The organism is Pseudomonas sp. PA-1-6B (assembly GCF_021609545.1).
GTDB classification, from domain to species: Bacteria; Pseudomonadota; Gammaproteobacteria; order Pseudomonadales; family Pseudomonadaceae; genus Aquipseudomonas; species Aquipseudomonas fluorescens_BV.
In genome coordinates this window covers 21,359-39,606 of record NZ_WJZM01000054.1, presented here as the reverse complement: position 1 = coordinate 39,606, position 18,248 = coordinate 21,359, and the positions used below count along the sequence as shown (strand labels likewise).

General features: G+C 60.9%; 21 protein-coding genes. 12 read left to right on the top strand and 9 right to left on the bottom strand.

Annotated elements, in window-relative coordinates:
* Positions 1-116 precede the first annotated feature (116 nt).
* Both GIV35_RS21750 and GIV35_RS21745 read right to left on the bottom strand, forming a co-directional pair.
* Entirely contained in the window at positions 117-749 is a 633-nt protein-coding gene (locus GIV35_RS21750; RefSeq protein WP_236264639.1) for a glutathione S-transferase family protein, read from the bottom strand.
* Positions 750-997: 248 nt separating this feature from the next.
* Complete coding sequence (locus GIV35_RS21745) at positions 998-2,029, bottom strand: LacI family DNA-binding transcriptional regulator (protein WP_161793224.1); 1,032 nt, start codon at positions 2,027-2,029, stop codon at positions 998-1,000.
* Positions 2,030-2,254: 225 nt separating this feature from the next.
* Between GIV35_RS21745 and GIV35_RS21740 the strand changes: the two genes are divergently transcribed.
* Together GIV35_RS21740 and GIV35_RS21735 are read left to right on the top strand one after the other, a co-directional pair.
* Complete coding sequence (locus GIV35_RS21740; RefSeq protein ID WP_034128504.1) at positions 2,255-2,788, top strand: gluconokinase; 534 nt, start codon at positions 2,255-2,257, stop codon at positions 2,786-2,788.
* A gap of 84 nt (positions 2,789-2,872) precedes the next feature.
* Complete coding sequence (locus tag GIV35_RS21735) at positions 2,873-4,225, top strand: GntP family permease (protein ID WP_014719640.1); 1,353 nt, start codon at positions 2,873-2,875, stop codon at positions 4,223-4,225.
* A 135-nt stretch (positions 4,226-4,360) separates the two neighbouring features.
* Here GIV35_RS21735 and alaC read toward each other — a convergent pair whose 3' ends face one another.
* Complete coding sequence (gene alaC / locus GIV35_RS21730; protein WP_034108971.1) at positions 4,361-5,572, bottom strand: alanine transaminase; 1,212 nt, start codon at positions 5,570-5,572, stop codon at positions 4,361-4,363.
* 195 nt (positions 5,573-5,767) lie between these two features.
* Between alaC and GIV35_RS21725 the strand changes: the two genes are divergently transcribed.
* On the top strand, positions 5,768-6,250 hold the full coding sequence (locus GIV35_RS21725; protein ID WP_236264638.1) for a GyrI-like domain-containing protein: 483 nt from the start codon (positions 5,768-5,770) through the stop codon (positions 6,248-6,250).
* Positions 6,251-6,316: 66 nt separating this feature from the next.
* On the opposite strand, the gene GIV35_RS21720 is transcribed toward GIV35_RS21725, so the two are convergent.
* Positions 6,317-6,808, bottom strand: coding sequence for a GNAT family N-acetyltransferase (locus tag GIV35_RS21720; RefSeq protein WP_223024343.1), 492 nt, complete (start codon positions 6,806-6,808; stop codon positions 6,317-6,319).
* Positions 6,809-6,953: 145 nt separating this feature from the next.
* On the opposite strand from GIV35_RS21720, the gene GIV35_RS21715 reads away from it, so the two are divergent.
* The 4 genes from GIV35_RS21715 to GIV35_RS21700 are packed head-to-tail and all read left to right on the top strand — an operon-like array spanning position 6,954 to position 9,478.
* Positions 6,954-7,373 (top strand): YybH family protein, encoded by a 420-nt coding sequence (locus GIV35_RS21715; RefSeq protein WP_223024344.1) that lies wholly within the window; start codon positions 6,954-6,956, stop codon positions 7,371-7,373.
* Positions 7,374-7,415: 42 nt separating this feature from the next.
* On the top strand, positions 7,416-7,769 hold the full coding sequence (locus GIV35_RS21710) for a YciI family protein (protein ID WP_105228096.1): 354 nt from the start codon (positions 7,416-7,418) through the stop codon (positions 7,767-7,769).
* 24 nt (positions 7,770-7,793) lie between these two features.
* On the top strand, positions 7,794-8,270 hold the full coding sequence (locus GIV35_RS21705; protein ID WP_103452391.1) for an SRPBCC family protein: 477 nt from the start codon (positions 7,794-7,796) through the stop codon (positions 8,268-8,270).
* Positions 8,267-9,478, top strand: coding sequence for an RNA polymerase sigma factor (locus tag GIV35_RS21700; protein ID WP_236264729.1), 1,212 nt, complete (start codon positions 8,267-8,269; stop codon positions 9,476-9,478). Before GIV35_RS21705 ends, GIV35_RS21700 begins: the two co-directional genes overlap by 4 nt.
* Before the next feature lie 109 nt (positions 9,479-9,587).
* Here the strand turns inward: GIV35_RS21700 and GIV35_RS21695 are convergent, their stop codons facing one another.
* The gene (locus GIV35_RS21695) at positions 9,588-10,442 is read right to left on the bottom strand and encodes a LysR family transcriptional regulator (protein ID WP_200648305.1); all 855 of its coding nucleotides are present in this window, start codon (positions 10,440-10,442) and stop codon (positions 9,588-9,590) included.
* An 88-nt stretch (positions 10,443-10,530) separates the two neighbouring features.
* Here GIV35_RS21695 and GIV35_RS21690 point away from each other — a divergent pair, with 88 nt between their 5' ends.
* Complete coding sequence (locus GIV35_RS21690) at positions 10,531-10,968, top strand: multidrug/biocide efflux PACE transporter (RefSeq protein ID WP_054896721.1); 438 nt, start codon at positions 10,531-10,533, stop codon at positions 10,966-10,968.
* 11 nt (positions 10,969-10,979) lie between these two features.
* Here the strand turns inward: GIV35_RS21690 and GIV35_RS21685 are convergent, their stop codons facing one another.
* Positions 10,980-11,738, bottom strand: coding sequence for an SDR family NAD(P)-dependent oxidoreductase (locus GIV35_RS21685; protein ID WP_054896722.1), 759 nt, complete (start codon positions 11,736-11,738; stop codon positions 10,980-10,982).
* Between the two features lie 106 nt (positions 11,739-11,844).
* Here GIV35_RS21685 and GIV35_RS21680 point away from each other — a divergent pair, with 106 nt between their 5' ends.
* Positions 11,845-12,741 (top strand): LysR family transcriptional regulator, encoded by an 897-nt coding sequence (locus GIV35_RS21680; RefSeq protein ID WP_096144838.1) that lies wholly within the window; start codon positions 11,845-11,847, stop codon positions 12,739-12,741.
* Here GIV35_RS21680 and GIV35_RS21675 read toward each other — a convergent pair.
* The gene (locus GIV35_RS21675; protein ID WP_014719628.1) at positions 12,738-13,655 is read right to left on the bottom strand and encodes a LysR family transcriptional regulator; all 918 of its coding nucleotides are present in this window, start codon (positions 13,653-13,655) and stop codon (positions 12,738-12,740) included. The two genes, GIV35_RS21680 and GIV35_RS21675, sit on opposite strands and share 4 nt — an antisense overlap.
* Positions 13,656-13,760: 105 nt before the next feature.
* Between GIV35_RS21675 and GIV35_RS21670 the strand changes: the two genes are divergently transcribed.
* Genes GIV35_RS21670 through GIV35_RS21660 form a run of 3 tightly spaced genes read left to right on the top strand, consistent with a single transcriptional unit; the run spans position 13,761 to position 16,425 of the window.
* Positions 13,761-14,519, top strand: coding sequence for a 5-oxoprolinase subunit PxpA (locus GIV35_RS21670; RefSeq protein WP_105228084.1), 759 nt, complete (start codon positions 13,761-13,763; stop codon positions 14,517-14,519).
* Positions 14,520-14,575: 56 nt separating this feature from the next.
* Positions 14,576-15,454 carry a 5-oxoprolinase subunit B family protein gene (locus GIV35_RS21665; protein ID WP_236264728.1) on the top strand — a complete coding sequence of 293 codons (879 nt, stop codon included), beginning with the start codon at positions 14,576-14,578 and terminating at the stop codon, positions 15,452-15,454.
* Positions 15,451-16,425 (top strand): biotin-dependent carboxyltransferase family protein, encoded by a 975-nt coding sequence (locus GIV35_RS21660; RefSeq protein ID WP_236264727.1) that lies wholly within the window; start codon positions 15,451-15,453, stop codon positions 16,423-16,425. Before GIV35_RS21665 ends, GIV35_RS21660 begins: the two co-directional genes overlap by 4 nt.
* 324 nt (positions 16,426-16,749) lie before the next feature.
* On the opposite strand, the gene GIV35_RS21655 is transcribed toward GIV35_RS21660, so the two are convergent.
* Together GIV35_RS21655 and GIV35_RS21650 are read right to left on the bottom strand one after the other, a co-directional pair.
* A complete protein-coding gene (locus GIV35_RS21655; protein WP_057975143.1) occupies positions 16,750-17,769 on the bottom strand; it encodes a transporter in 1,020 nt (339 codons plus the stop codon).
* A 156-nt stretch (positions 17,770-17,925) separates the two neighbouring features.
* The gene (locus tag GIV35_RS21650) at positions 17,926-18,231 is read right to left on the bottom strand and encodes a PepSY domain-containing protein (RefSeq protein ID WP_236264726.1); all 306 of its coding nucleotides are present in this window, start codon (positions 18,229-18,231) and stop codon (positions 17,926-17,928) included.
* Between the last annotated feature and the right edge of the window lie 17 nt (positions 18,232-18,248).

Sequence of the window (18,248 nt, the reverse complement as noted above, 5' to 3'; positions counted from 1 at the left end):
CTGTGACGCAGGCGGCCAGTGGGGTCATGGATAACCTTCAGTTGGGCGAGTTGGAAGCTTCGAGCTTTAAGCCAAACCCCTATTGGGCTTGGAGCTTAACGTGCGCAACTGCTTCTCTAATTGTGGCCGTCGAGCGCGAACGTCTTGAAGCCGGCGTGCTGGCTGAGGCGTTGGTAATACGCCGCGATGGCGGGGTAGGGTGGCCGCTCCATGGGTGTCATCTGCCACCGATGTACCGAAAGGCCTATCAAGATGTCAGCGAGGGTGAACTCTTCGCCGACGACGTAGGCACCGGTCTTGGTCAACTGTTGTTCTAGCAGGGCCATCTTGTCATTCCAGGCCTGTACACCCGCCTGGATGCGTTGCGGGTCCTGATAGTCCGGGTTTTGACGCACCAGTGCGTGGAACGCATAGCCCCACGAAGGGTTGAGTTCGGTGGCTTGCCAGTCCATCCACTGTTCGACCCGTGCACGCAAGGCAGGCTCAACGGGTAGCAAGTCATGGCGCTGATAGAGGCCGACAAGGTAGCGGCAGATGGTATTGGACTCCCATAGCACGCCATGGTCGTCGATCAGCACTGGCACCTGGGCGTTGGGGTTCAAGGCGAGGAAATCGGGGGATTGGGTAGGCTTGAAACCGATGCCCCAGTCTTCGCGCACGTAGTCGATGCCCAATTCCTGGCAGGTCCACAGTACTTTTCGCACGTTGATTGAAGAGGTACGACCCAAGATTTTCAGTGAATGGCCCATGGTGCTTCCCTGGCATTTGGAGAATGACCAATCTAGCAGGGGCCGGGCACGGCGGCGAGGGTATGAAGCGAGCACGGTCGAAAATGTGGGAGCTGGCTTGCCAACGATAGCGGTGGTTCAGTTGAAGATGCGTTGACTGACCCACCGCCTTCGCGAGCAAGCCCGCTCCCACAGGGGATCTGTGCCAGGCGCTGATTTTGTGGACACTACATGGCCTGCTCTCACATTGATTGCGTTCGGCTCGACGCTCAGGTGCTCTCGCGCACCTGCAACTCAAACCCCATATCCACCACTGGCTTGGCCACCTTGTTGCCCGCCATGATCGTCAGCAGATGCTCTGCTGCCCGACGCCCGATGGCTTCCCGTGGCGTGCTGATGCTGCTCAGGCGCGGCACCATGAATGACGAGGCGGGTAGGTCGTTGAAGCCCAGCACCGCCACACGTTCAGGCACCTTGATGCCATGGCGCAGGGCTTCGAGCAGGGCGCCCTGGGCCAGGTCGTCGTTGCCGAAGAAGATCGCGTCCACATCCGGATGGGCGGCCAGCAGTTGCAAAAACAGTTCGCCTCCCAGGCCCACGGAAGACGGGCGTGGCGTCAGCAGCTCCAGCGCCGGGTCGTACATGCCGGCCTGTTGCAAGGCGCGGCGAAAGCCTTCGCCGCGCAGCAAGGTGCGTTGGTCCAGTTGTGCGCCGATATAGGCCAGGCGCTTGCGACCACGGGACAGCAAGTGCGCCGCCGCGGTCTCGCCGGCGGCCAGTTGCGAGAAACCCACACAGTTCACCCCGGCATTGGGGTCCAGATCCATCATGTACACACAGGGCACATTGCTGGCCTCGACCATTCGTCGCGCGCTTTCGGTACGGTCAAAACCGGTCAGCAACAAACCCCGTGGCTGGTAGGCCATGTAGTTGCGCAACAGGTCTTCTTCTTCATCGCGCGAATAATGGGAGTTGCCGATCAGTACTTCAAAGCCCTTGGGCCGCAGCACTTGGTGGATGGCTTCGAGGGTTTCGATAAACAGCAGGTTGGACAGTGACGGCACCAGCACCACCACCGAATGGCTCTGCGCCGAGGCCAGGGCGCGGGCGGCGGGGTTGACCACGTAGCTCAGCTCGGCGGCGGCCTGTTGCACTTTTTCCACCAGTTCGGTGGCCACGGTACTGATACCGCGCAGGGCACGGGAGGCGGTGATCGGGCTGACGCCGGCCAGGCGCGCCACTTCATTGAGGGTAGGGCGGCCCGTCGTGCGGGTATTTTTATCGTTCTTGGAGGTCATCAGGCGGCTTGCCAAACAAAAATCGAGGCACTAAGGTAGCGCTGTCTCCAAAGGGCTGCAAATTCTTGGATAAAGGGTTGCCTGATCCTGTCCAGCTCTTGAAGTCAATCTGTTGGAACGGATGCACGCGTCACTCCATAAAAATGACAAGTCGGCGCGGGAAAAGCCTGTTTTTGCACTAGCCTTACGCTATGCAAAGGTAGCGCTATCTGCGTCCTGAGGTGTTTCATGAGTCAACCTGTTACCGCCCTGGTCATCATGGGTGTTTCCGGCTGTGGCAAGTCCAGCGTCAGCCAAGCCCTGTGCGCCCTTAACGGCGCCACTGCCATTGAAGGCGACAGCTTTCACCCTGCCGCGAACATCGAAAAGATGAGCGCCGGCCACCCCCTCAACGACGACGACCGCGCCGGCTGGCTCGACATCCTGTGCGATGAACTGCGCCGCGCGTTGAAAGCGGGCGAGCATCCTGTACTGACCTGTTCGGCCCTGAAGAAAAAATACCGTGACCACCTGCGCGAAGCTGCGCCGGGCCTGGGTTTTGTCTTCCTGGAGCTGACCCGCGAAGTCGCCGCCGACCGCGTGTCTCACCGCCCCGGCCATTTCATGCCGGCAAGCCTGATCGACAGCCAGTTCGCCACCCTTGAATCGCCCAAGGGCGAACCGCTGACCCTGGCCTTGAACGCCAGTGAAGACAGCGTCGAGGAGCTGGCCGCGCAGACCCATACCTGGTGGCGCAAGCACGGCTTTGAACCTACTCATTAATTTTTTGCCGGAAAAGATAGCGCTATCCCCGGCAGGAAGTTCAACACCCGCTTTAATAACAACAACAAACAGGAGAGACCCCCCATGTTTGGCATGTCCCACGAGTCTTACCTGCTGCTAGATGCAGTAGTCACTATCATTGGGTTGATCGTACTGATCACCAAGTTCAAGGTGCACCCGTTCATTGCACTGATCATCGCGGCCGGTTTCCTCGGCCTGACTTCGGGCATGCCCGTGGACAAGATCATCAAGGCGTTCCAGGACGGTTTCGGCGGGGTGCTCGGCTTTGTCGGCATCATCCTCGCGCTGGGCACGATGCTCGGCAAGATGATGGCCGAGTCCGGCGGTGCCGATCAGATCGCCCAGACCCTGATCCGCGCCTTCGGCAAAGAGAAGGTCCAGTGGGCCATGATGTTCGCCGCGTTCCTGGTGGGCATCCCGCTGTTCTTCGAGATCGGCTTTGTGTTGCTGATCCCGCTGGTGTTTATCGTCGCCCGGCGTACCGGCGTGTCGCTGATCAAGATCGGTATCCCGTTGCTCGCTGGCCTCTCGGCGGTGCACGGCCTGGTGCCACCGCACCCGGGCCCGCTGCTGGCCATCGGCGTGTTCGGTGCCGATATCGGCAAGACCATCCTGTACGGCCTGATAGTCGCACTGCCGACCGCCATCATCGCCGGCCCGATCTTCGGTACGTTCATCGCCAAGTACATCCCGGGCAACCCGTCCCAGGAATTGGTGGACCAACTGGCCCGCGAAACCGATAACAAGTCGCTGCCAAGCTTCAGCATCACCCTGGTCACCGTGCTGCTGCCGGTGTTCCTGATGCTGCTCAAAACCTTTGCCGACATCGCGTTCGCCGAAGGCAACGTGGTACGCAACTGGATGGACATGATCGGCCACCCGATCACCGCACTGTTGCTGGCTTTGCTGTTATCGCTGTACACCTTTGGCCATCGTCAGGGCATCCACTCCAAGCAGATCCTCAAGCTGCTCGACGCCAGCCTTGCGCCGACCGCCGCGATCATCCTGATCATCGGTGCCGGTGGTGGCTTCAAGCAGATGCTGGTGACCAGCGGCGTGGGCGACGTGATCGGCCATATGGCGGTGAACGCGCAGATCAACCCGATCCTGCTGGCGTGGCTGGTGGCGGCGGTGATTCGGATTGCCACCGGTTCAGCGACGGTCGCGACCATTACCGGCGCGGGCATTGTGGTGCCGGTGGTGGGGATGATCCCTGGGGTTAACCGCGAGTTGCTGGTACTGGCGACGGGCGCAGGTTCGTTGATCCTGTCTCACGTCAACGATGCGGGGTTCTGGCTGGTCAAGCAGTACTTCAACATGACCGTGGCCGAGACGTTCAAGACCTGGACGGCGATGGAGACCATTCTGTCGATCGTGGCGCTGATCTTCATCATGTTGCTGTCGTTGGTGGTGTAAGCCACACCCCAAGGCAAGGGTGGGAACTGATCAAATGTGGGAGCTGGCTTGCCTGCGATAGCGGTAGTGAATCCAACACTGCCATCGCAGGCAAGCCAGCTCCCACATTGATTGGGTTTCTTCAGGTAGATCAGGTCAGGCTTTAGTCACCAACCCATCCGCCCTGAACATCCCGCGAATCCCACGCACGGCCTGGCGAATCCGGTCCTGGTTTTCGATCAGCGCAAAGCGCACATGATCGTCGCCATACTCACCAAAGCCGATCCCCGGCGACACACACACCTTCGCTTCCAATAGCAGTTTCTTGGCAAACTCCAGCGAGCCCATGGCCGCGTACTGCTCGGGAATCTTGGCCCAGACGTACATCGACGCCTTCGGATTCTCCACCATCCAGCCCAGTTCATGCAGGCCCTTGACCAGCACATTGCGACGCTGGCGGTACTGCTCGGCGATGTCCTTCACGCACTGTTGGTCGCCTTCCAGCGCCGCAATCGCCGCCACTTGCAGCGGGGTGAAGGTGCCGTAGTCGTGGTAGCTCTTGATACGTGCCAGGGCGTTGACCAGTTCCGGGTTGCCCACCATGAAGCCGATGCGCCAGCCGGCCATGTTGTAGCTCTTGGACAGGGTGAAAAACTCCACCGCAATGTCCTTGGCGCCGGGCACTTGCATGATCGAGGGGGCTTTCCAGCCGTCGTAGACGATGTCGGCGTAGGCCAGGTCGTGCACCACCAGCACGTCGTACTGCTTGGCCAGGGCGATCACCCGTTCGAAGAAGTCCAGTTCCACACACTGCGCGGTCGGGTTGGACGGGAAGCCGAGGATCATCATCTTCGGCTTGGGGATCGAGCCGCGAATCGCGCGCTCCAGTTCTGCGAAGAAATCCACGCCCGGTATCAGAGGCACCGAACGTACCTGGGCGCCGGCTATCACTGCGCCGTAGATATGAATCGGGTAGCTGGGGTTGGGCACCAGCACGGTATCGCCCTGGTCCAGGGTGGCCAGCATCAAGTGCGCCAGGCCTTCCTTGGAACCGATGGTCACGATGGCTTCGGACTCCGGGTCGATATCCACCTCATAACGGTCCTTGTACCAACGCGAAATCGCCCGGCGCAGGCGCGGAATGCCTTTGGAGGTGGAGTAGCCGTGGGTGTCTTCACGCTGGGCGACGGTGACCATTTTCTCCACGATATGAGGAGGCGTGGCGCCGTCAGGGTTACCCATGCTCAAGTCGATGATGTCTTCGCCGCGCCGACGCGCAGCCATCTTCAGCTCGGCAGTGATATTGAAAACATACGGGGGGAGTCGATCTATGCGCGCAAAGCGGCGCGGCGAACCTTGGTCTGCCATTGTTGCCTCGAGGTACGTAAGCGCCCGGAACCGTCCGAGCGACGTCGGCCACTGCGGTGGCCTGCGGGGCAGACAATACGGGCGATGATGGCCAGTTGTCCAGATGCGTAGGAAATTTTTCTACATGGAGTACAACGCGGATATGCCCCTATACTCGATGCGGGTTTGTTCCCTCATAAGAAGGAGACTGTTCGTATGGATCAGCAGACAAAACAACCGTTGGAGCCACGCCTGGAAGCCGGCAAGGCCCTGGTGATCGCCGGGGTGCAAGGGCGATATTCGAAGGCCACCGTGGGCGATATCCCACGGCTGTGGGAGTTGTTCGATACCTGCATCAAGGACATCAAGAAGCGCGTCGGCAGTGTGACCTACGGGGTGTGCCATAACCCGCATCACGGCGAATTCGATTACCTGGCAGGTGTTGAAGTCCCGGCCAAGAAGGACGTGCCGAGCAATTTCGAGGTGATCGAAATTCCGCCACTCAACTATGCCGTGTTCCCCCACTACGGGCCGGTGCAGGCGCTTGAGCAAACCTACGAGCGCATCATGTTCGAATGGCTGCCGCACTCGGGCTACAAGGTCATGGGCGCGGATTTCGAGCGCTATAGCGCGGACTTCGATGCCAGGAAGGGCACGGGGACGGTGGAAATCTGGCTGCCGATCGGGGAGCGGGGCTGACACTGCACCCGATGTCACGTAAACACGACATGCACGCTTAAAAGTCATGTTTACGTGACATTGCCGCTATGGATTAAACCTGAAACTCAACCGGCGCTCATACCCTACGCGACCCTTGTACGCCTCACCGCGATCCACCCATCCCGCCCCCAGATACAATCCCATTGCCGCCAGGTTGTGGGCATCCACCGACAACTCCAACCCCTTGATCTGCGGCCAGGCCTCGCGCGCCACGGCGGGCAACGCCTGCAAACACATCTTGCCGTATCCACGCCCCTGCTGATGCCGGTCTACCTGTAGCGCGTGGAGTGTGGCGCTGTGTTCATCGGCCCAATGAGGCAGGCACGGTGGTCGCTTGAGCAGCAGGAACGCCACGGGAAGGTCGTCGACCAACAGCGCAAAGCCCTTGACCCCAGGGCTCGGGTTGGCGAGCAGGGTATTGAGGGCGCAATACATATCACCGCAAAACAGCAGTTGTTCAGGGTGAACTTCGATGGCGCCGACTTGCTGTTGTTGCACAGCGTTCAGCGCCTCGTAGGCAACGAGGCGGGTTGGCATGGGACTATCCGAACGGCTGCAAGGGAAGTGGCAGTTTATCGGGTTTGAGCCACGGGAAATTATTATTCAGGGGCATGTCGATTTCCCTCGGGGCCATTCGACTAAGGGTGTCTTCCGTGATTTTCCACCCCAAGGAGTCATCGCCATGAGCACTGCAATCAAGAGCCTGATCGAGCAATGGAAAGACGCAGTCGTAGGTCGCGATATCGACAAAATTGTCAGCTTTTACGCCGACGATATCGTCTCGTTCGACGCTGTAACCGCTCTGCAATTCAAGGGCAAGGCGGCCTATCGCGCGCATTGGGAGGCGTGCATGGAGCACTGCCCCGGCCCCGGCATCTTCGAGTTTCATGAATTGCATGTCGTCGAAGCGCCAGACAGCGCATTCGCCCACTGGCTGGCCCACTGCGGCGGTGCCGGGCCGGACGGTGAGGTGAAGGCTTGCTGGATGCGTGTCACCGCCGGCTACCAGCGCATCGATGGCCAATGGAAGGTGGTGCACGAGCACTGGTCGGCGCCGTTTGATATGCAAAGCGGCACGGCGTTGTTCGACCTGAAACCTTGAGCACCGCGAACTATAGTCAGTAGTCCGAAAACGGAGAACGCCATGAAATACCTGTGCCTGATCTACAGCAACGAACAGGCGTTGCACACTTCGCCCGACAGCCCCCATGACTCGGAGTGTCTGGCCTACGCCGAGGCCATCCAGGCCAGCGGGCGCATGCTGGCCGCCGAGCCGCTGGAGTCGGTGACCACCGCCACTACCGTGCGCATGCGCAACGGCAAGCTGTCGATCACCGACGGGCCGTTTGCCGAAACCAAGGAGCAGCTCGCCGGGTTCTACCTGATCGACGCCAAGGACCTCAATGAAGCGCTCCAGGTGGCTGGCGGTATTCCGGCGGCCCGGGTCGGCAGTGTGGAAGTGCGCCCCGTGCGCCAATTGAATCTCTCAACACAATAATCAAAAGACTTGAGGAGGTTTCCCGTGAACACTCAACCCGCCGAATTTGAACTGTCCATCAGCCGCTTGATCGATGCGCCGCGCCGCCGGGTGTTTCGCGCCTGGACCGAGCCAACCCTGCTGCAACAATGGTGGGGCCCCCACGGCATGACCACCCCTGAATGCGAGATGAACCTGTGGGTCGGCGGCTTGTTCCGCACCTTGATGCGCGCCCCGGATGGCAGCGAGTACCCGACTCAGGGAGTGTTCCTGGAAATCGACGCGCCCAACCGCCTGGTGTTTACCGACGCGTTCATGCCGGGTTGGGTGCCCTCGGGCAAGCCGTTCATGAGCGCCGAAGTCACCTTTGAAGATGTCGGCGGCAAGACGCTCTACACCGCCCGCGCCATGCACTGGAGTGCCGAGGACAAGCAGGCCCATGAAGCCATGGGCTTTCATGACGGCTGGGGCCAGAGCCTGGACCGCCTGGTGAAGTTGGTGACCGAGGACATGGTCGATTGACCCAGCAGATCGACGCTATTTACCGCCGCGAATCACGCCGCGTGCTCGCGACGTTGATTCGTGTGCTGGGGGATTTCGACTTGGCCGAGGAGGCGCTGCACGAAGCATTTTTCGTCGCCTTGCAGCGCTGGCCCGAGGATGGCGTGCCGGATAATCCACGGGCGTGGCTGGTGTCCACCGGTCGCTTCAAAGCCATCGACCGCCTGCGTCGGCAGTCGCGTTTTACCCCGTTATTGGAGGAGCAGGCCGAGGCGTTGGAGGCCGTGCCGTGGAGTGATGACGACGTGGAAGACGACCGCCTGCGCCTGATGTTCACTTGCTGCCACCCAGCGTTGGCGGCCGATGCCCAGGTTGCGCTGACCTTGCGCGAGATCTGCGACCTGAGCACCGAGGCCATCGCTCACGCTTTTCTTGCCACGCCCACCACCATTGCCCAACGCATCGTGCGCGCCAAGGGCAAGATCCGTGAGGCGAAAATTCCCTATCAAGTGCCGTCCCGCGCCGAATTGCCCGAACGATTGGACAGTGTGCTGCGGGTGATTTACCTGGTGTTCAACGAGGGCTATTCGGCCTCGGCGGGTGCCGACCTCACCCGCGAGGACCTGACCTTGGAGGCCATTCGCCTGGGGCGTTTGCTGCTGGAGTTGCTGCCCGAGCCGGAAGTCATGGGCTTGCTGGCGTTGATGTTGCTGCACGAATCGCGTCGGCCTGCCCGCACTTCTGCCAGCGGCGAACTGGTGCTGTTGGACGCTCAGGATCGTACGCTTTGGGACAGGGCCTTGATCGCTGAAGGCTGCGCATTGGTGGAGCAGGCGCTGATGACGCCACGCTTCGGGCCGTATTGCTTGCAGGCTGCGATTGCCGCCGTGCACGCCGAGGCGCCCAGCGCAGGGGAAACCGATTGGCGGCAGATTGTCGGGCTCTACGATGTATTGCTCAGGTCTGTGCCGTCGCCGGTGATCGAGTTGAACCGTGCGGTAGCGGTGGCGATGGAGCAGGGGCCGTTGGCGGGGTTGGTGCTGGTAGACAACCTTTTGCAGCGCGGTGAGTTGCAGGACTACCACTTGGCGCATTCGGCGCGTGGGGAGTTTTGCCGGCAGTTGGGGCGGTTTGACGAAGCCCGCAGCGCGTACGAAAAAGCGCTGTCGCTGACGCAACAGGCGCCAGAAAAACGCTTCATCACGCGGCGTCTCGCCGAACTCAAATAGCCAAAACAATGTTATGACGCCCCGCGATCCAATGTGGGAGCTGGCTTGCCTGCGATGACGGCCTGACAGCCAACGCCTCTCTAACGGCCCCCTCTACATTGAACTGCGTTCACTCCAGCATCTTGCCCAGCAACCAGCTCCCCGCAGGCCCCGGCGGCTGGTGCCGGGACCACAGCGCATCCACCGCCACCGAACGCGGCCAACTGCGCACCTTGAGTTCAACCAACTGGTTACCGCCGAAGCGCTCCACCAGCCAGCGTGGAATCGGTGCCCAGCCAAACCCCAGCTGTGCCATCTCCATCAGCATCAGGTAACTCGGCGCCGACCATACTCGCTGCGTGCCGCGGTTTTCATTGGGGCTGATGATGCTCGCCAAACGCAACTCCCGGTGTTGTTGCAAGGTGTGCGGATGAACCTTGTCCAGACTCGCCAATGGGTGTCCAGGCGAGACGAACAGTGCGATCTCCGTGCGCTCCTCCACCGTGGAGAAGGAAAGGTCCGGCGGGTAGGCTTCTTGTTTCTCGATAAACGCGATCTGCGCCCGGCCACTTTGCACCAGCGCAATCAAGTCTTCGCATTCCGCGATCAGGCATTCCAGCTCAAGGTCCGGGTAGCGTTGCTCGAAGGCCGTGAGGGCGACCTCGAATCGATCGGATTGGTAAGTATCGGACATGGCGATACTCAATTTCGGCTCCAGGCCTTGCGATAACTGACTGGCTGCCAGCTCCAGGCGGCTACTGGCTTCCAGCACCTGTTCTGCCCGTTGCAGCAACACTTGCCCCGCCGGCGTGAGGGTCGGCTTGCGGCTGCTGCGGTCAAACAGCACCACGTTCAGGTCAATCTCAAGGCTGGCCACTGCCGCGCTCACGGTGGACTGGCTTTTGCCCAGCTTGCGCGCCGCCGCGGAAAACGAGCCTTGGATGGCTGCCTGGACAAATGCCTGGAGCACTTCATGGGAGGCCATGACTATCGCCTTGGTCGATGGTTATTGGTTATGAAGTATCGAGACAAAGCCTGATCATGGCAACCATCGTCACTCACGGAGCCGGGTCATGACCCCTACCAAATCCTTTACTGAACGCGTGTTTCAAGCCCTTGGTTTCGAAGGGCTGGCCTTATTGATTTGCACGCCGCTGTTGGTGTGGATCACCGGCCGGCCGGCGCTGGAAATGGGCGCAGTGACCCTGGGCATCAGCCTGTTGGCACTGAGCTGGAACGTGGTGTTCAACAGTCTGTTCGACCGCCTTAAAACCCGCCTGCAACTGGCCAACGGCGGTTGGACCCGTGTGCTGCACGCGCTGTTGTTTGAAGGCGGCCTGATTCTCTTGGCAGTGCCGTTGATTGCCGCCTTGATGAAGATCAGCCTGCTGGAAGCCTTCATCCTCGACATTGGCGTGCTGTTGTTCTTCCTGCCGTACACCTACGTGTACCACTGGGGTTATGACGTGCTGCGCGAGAAATTCGCCGGTAAAACCCCAGTTACCCCGTAGGCGTGCGTCGCTTATAGGAACATCCCTCCCGACGCCTCGATCCGCTGGCCGGTGATCCAATGACTGCCATCGGCCAGCAAGGTCGAAATCGCCCCGCCAATATCGTCCGGCAAGCCAGCGCGGCCCAGGGCGGTGTTATTGGCAACCATCGCATTCACATCGGTGTTATCGCGCACCGCGCCGCCGCCGAAGTCAGTGGCAATCGCGCCCGGTGCCAGGGTGTTCACGGTAATACCCCGTGGGCCCAGCTCTTTAGCCTGGTAGCGCGACAAGACTTCCACCGCGCCTTTCATGGACGCGTAAGCGGCATAACCCGGCAGGCTGAAGCGCGCCAGGCCGCTGGAGACATTGATAATGCGCCCGCCATCGCTGATCAGCGGCAGCAGTTTTTGCGTAAGGAAAAACGGTGCCTTCACATGGATCGCCACCAACTGGTCGAACTGGGCTTCGGTGGTTTCGGCAAAGCTTGCGTAGGTGCCAACCCCGGCGTTGTTGATCAGGAAGTTGAAATGTTCCTGGGCGAACACATCCTTGAGCAGGGTGCCGATCTGGCCAACGAATGCATCGAAGGTTGCGCTCTGGCTGACGTCCAGCTGCAGCATGGCGGCGCGACCGCCCAAGGCCTCTACCTGGGCAACCACGGCTTGGGCTTCAGCCGCTGCGCTGTGGTAAGTGCCGATGATGTCGATGCCTTGCGCAGCCAGGTGCAGGGCGGCGCTTTTACCCAGGCCACGGCTGGCGCCAGTGATGAGTGCGATTTTACGGGTCATGGTGCAGTCCTCGAATGGGGTGAGTGGGACTGAGTGTATTTGTCCGGCCATAACGTGATAAACAGGCTGATATCGGAATCACTGGCCGGATAAGGCGAACAATCTAATGAACAAGCTTGAGTTGCTGCGCACCTTCGTACGCGTTACTGAGTTGTCGAGCTTTACCCAGGCCGGTCAAAGTCTGGGCTTGCCGCGCTCTACGGTCTCCGAGCATGTGCAGGCGTTGGAGGAGTTGCTCGGCGCACGGCTGTTGCAACGCACCACGCGCAAGGTGCAGGCGACCCAGGATGGTCGTGTGTTGTATGAGCGCAGCAAGGATCTGCTGGCGCATATGGAAGAGCTGGAAGGTTTGTTCCGTCAGGACGAAACCCAATTGGCCGGGCGCATACGGGTGGACATGCCCAACGTCATGGCGCGGGGCTTGATCTTGCCGAACTTGCCCACGTTCATGGCGCGCCATCCTCTGATCGACATGGAGATCAGCGGTTCGGACCGCCAGGTGGACCTGATCGCCGAAGGTTTTGATTGCGTGGTGCGCGTCGGCGCGCAGCCCGATCAAACCGTGGTAGCGCGGCGGGTGTGCAGCATGCCGATGGTCAACTGCGCGAGCGCGGCGTATCTGCAACGGTATGGCGTGCCCGAAACCCTGGCAGACCTGGCGCATCACCAGTTGGTGCATTACGTGCGGCCGCTGGGCGCACGCTCGGCCGGGTTCGAATACATGGTGGGCAACAAGGTGCAGCGGCTGCCGATGGCAGGCCGGGTGACGGTCAACAGCACCGACGCCTATCAATCGGCGTGCCTGGGCGGGTTTGGCATCACCCAGGTGCCGCAGCTCGGGATACGCGACTTATTGGCCAGCGGCGAGTTGGTGGCGGTGCTGCCCGATTACCAAGCGCCGCCCTTGGATGTGTCGTTGCTGTACGCCGGCCAGCGGCATCTGCCGTTGCGAGTGCGGGTGTTCATGGACTGGTTGACCGCCACCCTGCAAGCTCATCTTTAACGGCGTGCCGACAACTGCTGGGGCGCCAGGAACGCGTCGTGGAAGTAATCTCGGAACGCTTGCATCGCTGGCGTAAACGCACGCTCGCGGTGCCAGGCCAGGCCGACGCTCATGGGTGTGACCGGGTCGGTCACGGTCAGGGTTTCGATGCGTTTGCCTTCCAGGGACCAGGGCCGGTGCACCAGGTCTGACAGGATCGCCACGCCGCTGCCGTTGGCAACCATGCTGCGCACCGCCTCCACTGAGCTGGTGCGCAGCCGCACCTTGGGCGTTTGCCCGGCCTGTTCCCAGTAGCGCATGGCGCTGTGTTCGGCTTCATCGACGGTGAGCAAAATGTAGGGTTCTTGGGCCACGTCGGCCAGGCTCACGGCACCGCGTTCGCACAACGGGTGATGGCTGGGCAGCCACAAGCGGCGCTCGGAGTTGAACAGAATTTCCGAGACGATATCCGCGTGGGTAAGGTTGGCGGTCAGCACCACGGCCATGTCGAACTGGCCGTCGAGCAGGCCCTGTTCGATGGCCTGGCGCTCCTGTTCGAACACCTCGATGGTTACGTCCGGATGCCAATGCTCCATGCGCTGTAAATGGTGGGGCAAGAAATAACCCAGCACGGTGTAACTGGCCGCCACCCGCAGCACGCCGCTGGCGCGGTAGTCCGGCAGCGGGCTGTTGAGGGCGTCCTCCACGCTGCGCACAATCACATAGGCACGGTTCAGAAAATGCCGTCCGGCGTCGGTGAGGTTCATGCCTTGGGCCGAGCGCACGAACAACTGCACGCCGAGCATGGCTTCCAGCTCCTTGATCGCCGTGGTCACCGCCGATTGGGAAATATTCAAGTGAATCGCCGCCTGGGATATCTGGCCGATCTCGGCGGTGGCGACGAAGTAGCGAACCTGACGCAAGGTGAGGGACATGAGCGATATCTGATTTTCAGAAGATGGGCCATCTGATAATAGATCTTCCCAAGGGGTCAAGCCCCGGCCTACTTTGCGGGCATCACCTTTGGCGGAGCGACCCCGATGCAGGCAGTGGATTTCAATTCAGACATGGGCGAAAGCTTTGGCCCCTGGACCATCGGCGACGGCGTCGACGCAGAGCTGATGGCCTATATCAGCTCGGCCAATATCGCCACCGGCTTTCACGCCGGCGACCCCGGCACCATGCGCCGCACCGTCGAGCGCGCCAAGCAACTGGGTGTGGCCATCGGCGCGCACCCAGGCTTTCGTGACCTGGTGGGGTTCGGTCGCCGGCATATCAACGCACCGGCCCAGGAACTGGTGGACGACATGCTCTACCAGCTCGGTGCCCTGCGTGAAATGGCTCGTGCCCAAGGCGTGACCCTGCAACATATCAAGCCTCACGGCGCGCTTTACATGCACCTGGCCCGTGATGAAGAGGCCGCCCGGCTGTTGGTGCAGAACCTGCAAATCATTGAGCCCACGCTGATGCTGTACTGCATGCCCAACTCGGTGATCTGGCGCATCGCCAAGGAACTGGGGCAGCCGGTGGTGCGCGAGTTCTATGCCGACCGTGAATACGACCTGAGCGGCTCCATCGTGTTTACCCGCAATGTGCGGGCGCTGGATCCAGCCACAGTGGCCGCCCGGGTCTTGCGTGCGTGTCAGGCCGGCCTGGTACGTACCGTCGAAGGCGAAGACCTGGCGATCGAGTTCGATTCCATCTGCCTGCACAGCGACACCCCTGGCGCCCTGGATCTGGTGGAGGCTACCCGTGAAGCCTTGGACCAGGCGGGTATCGACGTCAGAACACCCCGATAAGATCCAACCCTTACTTTTTTGCCTGCCTTTCTACAATGATTCCAAGAGGAACAGACATGGCTGAAACGTCCCCCATCCGCTACAGCTTCGGCGGTGATGAACACCTGTTTGCCGAGGTCAGCGACAGCATGTCCCTGGAGGCTTTTTTCAAGGGCATGGCGGTTACCCGCGCGGTGGAGCGCCTGGCGCTGGAAGGCGTGCTGGATGTGTGCCTGGCCAATGCATCGTTCCAGATTCGCTTCGACCCTGACCGCATTACCCCCCACGCGTTGCTCGACGCCGTGCAAAGCGCCGAAGCCCAGGCGGTGACTGAGCGCACCTTGCGCACGCGCATCATCGAAATCCCGGTGCTCTATAACGACCCCTGGACCCACGAAACCCTGATGCGCTTTCGTGACCGCCACCAAGACCCCAGCGGCACAGACCTGGAATACGCGGCACGCATCAATGGCCTGGCCGACGTAGACGCGTTCATCGCCGCCCACAGTGGCGCGCCGTGGTTTGTGTCGATGGTCGGCTTTGTCGCGGGCTTGCCGTTCATGTTCCAGATGGTCGAACGCGAGCGGCAATTGCAGGTGCCCAAATACCTGCGGCCACGCACCGACACACCGAAACTGACCCTGGGCCATGGCGGTTGCTTTGGCTGTATCTACTCAGTGCGTGGCGCGGGCGGTTACCAGATGTTCGGCGTTACCCCGGCACCCATCTATGACCCGGCGCAGCAGTTGGCGTACCTCAAGGAGCACATGGTGTTCTTCCGCCCTGGCGATATCGTGCAGTTCAAACCAATGGACCGCGAGGCATATGACCTGGCGGTCGCCGAGGTGGACGCCGGGCGTTTCGACTTGCGCATTCGCCCGGTTGAGTTTTCCCTGGATGCCTTTCTCGCCGACCCCATCGGCTATCCGAAAACCCTGCAGGAGGCGCTGGCATGATCAAGGTCCTCAAACCCGGCCTCGCCACCTCCGTGCAGGACCTGGGCCGCGAAGGTTATTACCATTTGGGCATCCCACCATCGGGGGCGCTGGACCAATACGCGTTGAGTGCGGCCAACCACCTGGTGGGCAATCCCGTGGGCGCGGCGGGCCTGGAATGCACGCTGATCGGGCCGGAGCTGGAGTTCCAGCAGGACGCGCTGGTGGCCTTGAGCGGCGCCTTGATGTCGCCGCGCCTGGACGATGAAGTGGTGCATCAGGACACCGCCTTTGCCGTACGCGCCGGGCAGGTGCTGCGGTTCGAGTTTCCCAAGGCCGGCGCACGCACCTACCTCGCCGTCGCCGGCGGTATCGACGTGCCGTTGGTGCTCGGCAGCCGCTCCACCTACACCCTCGGCGCCCTCGGCGGGTTTAATGGCCGACGCTTGCAGGAGGGCGATCAATTGCCGATCGGTACCGCCAGCGGCACCGGGCGTGCGGGCAACAGCTTGCCGATGGCGTTGCGGCGTTCGGTCGGCGGCGATGTGACGTTGCAGGTGGTGCCGGGGCTGTATTACGAACGCTTGAGCTTGGAGGCCAAAAGCAGCTTTTTTGCCGAGCCGTGGACGGTCGGCTCCGAGGCCGATCGCATTGGCTATCGCTTCAAGGGCGGCAGCGCGTTGAGCTTCCAGCCACGGGAGCAGCCGTTTGGCGCGGGCTCCGATCCTTCCAACATCGTGGACAGTTGCTACCCGATTGGCTCGATTCAAGTGCCGGCCGGGCTGGAACCGATTGTGCTGCACCGCGATGCGGTGTCGGGCGGTGGCTACGCGATGATTGGAACGGTGATCAGCGCCGACCTGGACTTGATCGGGCAGATGCAGCCCAACCAGCGAGCGGGGTTTGTGGCGGTGAGCCTCGAGGAGGCTTTGGAGGCGCGGCGGGTGTACAAGAAGCGGCTCAAAGCGATGACGGGACTCTTCAATCACTGAATAAACGCAAACTCCTGTGGGAGCTGGCTTGCCTGCGATAGCGGTGGGTCAGCTTGCATCGCCTTGGCTGATACACCGCCATCGCAGGCAAGCCAGCTCCCACAGTTGGGCTCATTTCAATTTGAGCATTTGCGCAATGCCCACTGGCCAGTGATCAAGGCCGCGCCAGCATCGTGAGGGCGATGGCTGGACGCTTCCATCACTGAATAAACGCAAACTCCTGTGGGAGCTGGCTTGCCTGCGATAGCGGCGGGTCAGCTTGCATCAGCCTTGGCTGATCCACCGCAATCGCAGGCAAGCCAGCTCCCACAGTTGGGGGGCATTTCAATTTGAGAATTTGCGGAATGCCCACCGCCCGGCGATCAGGGTAAAAGTTGCGACCAAGGCCACCAGTATCCAGAAGCCTTCCGGATCTTGGGACAGGGGCACCCCACCCACATTCATGCCAAAAAAACCGGCAATGATATTGATCGGCAGCGCCAGCACCGTCACCACCGTGAGGGTAAACAACGTGCGGTTGCTCTGTTCATTGAGGTTGGCGGCGATCTCTTCCTGCAACAGTTTGATGCGTTCGCCCAGGGCGGTCAGGTCGTTGATGATCAGCGCAAACTCCTCGGTGGATTTGCGCAATTCCTTCACGTCTTCCTTTTGCAGCCATTGCGGCGGGCGATTGAGCAGGCGCAGCAGCGAGCCCGGCTCCAAAGCCAGCAGGCGTTGCAGGCGCACCAGCACGCGGCGGGCGGCGCCCAGTTCGGCACGATTGGTGGACAGGCGCGAAGACAACAGCTGATCCTCGATTTGGTCAACGCTGATGCTGGTCTTGCGCACGATCTGCGTCAGCACTTCGCCCTGGTCGCGCAGCAGGTGCACCAGCAGCTCCAAGGGGGAGCGAAAGTGCTCGCCGGCCTTCACCGACGAGCGCAATTTATCCACCGAGTGCAACGGCTGCAGGCGTGCGCTCACCAGCAAGCGGCTGCGCGCACACACCCACAGCGTGGAAATATCCGACGAGACCATGCTGCTGAAGTTGAACACCACATCGTTGACCACGGCCAATAAGGCCGAGTCCACATGCTCGATGCGCGTGGAGCGTGAGCCCTCATGCAAGGCTTCAAAAAACTCTTCTGGCAGTGACAAATGCGCCTGCATCCAGCGCTCGCAGGCGGCGTGCGCCAGGTTCAGGTGCAGCCACAGGAATTCTTCCGGGTCTGGCGGTTGCTGCAAGGCGGCGAGGGCGGTGGCGGAATCAATTTGCTGGCCTTTCTCGCCGGGGCGAAAACGAAAACCGTAAAGCAGGCCAAACAGATCGGAATCCTGATGGCCGTGGTCGATGCTGTGGTTCATGGCGACTCGCAGAGAAAGGGCCTGTAGGACGTTTCACAGGTTCCTGAGCGAATCATTGCAAGGCGGTATGACGGTTATGTGACGGTTATGTGACGGTTTGAGGCTCGCATAAAAAAACGCGCCACCCAAAGGTGGCGCGTTTTTTCAAGGTTCAACTCAGGTGTCTTGCTTGTTTTCCAGCACGGCACCGGTTTTGGCGTCGAGCTTCACATCCCATTTCTTGCCGGTGGTGTCGGTCAGGTCCACTTCGTAGACCAGCTTGCCAGCTTCGTGATCCAACTCGGTATCGTTGATGGTCGCGCCGGAATGTTGGGCGACGGCGGCGGCGTTGAGCTTTTCGAACGCCATCACTTCACCGGACTTGAGCAGGCTAGGAATCTGGTCTGGACGGACATCAGCCTGGGCCAGGCCGGCGGTCAAGGTCAGGGCAGTAGCGGCGAACAGGGCAGTCAAGGTTTTCATGGTGTATGTCCTTCTTA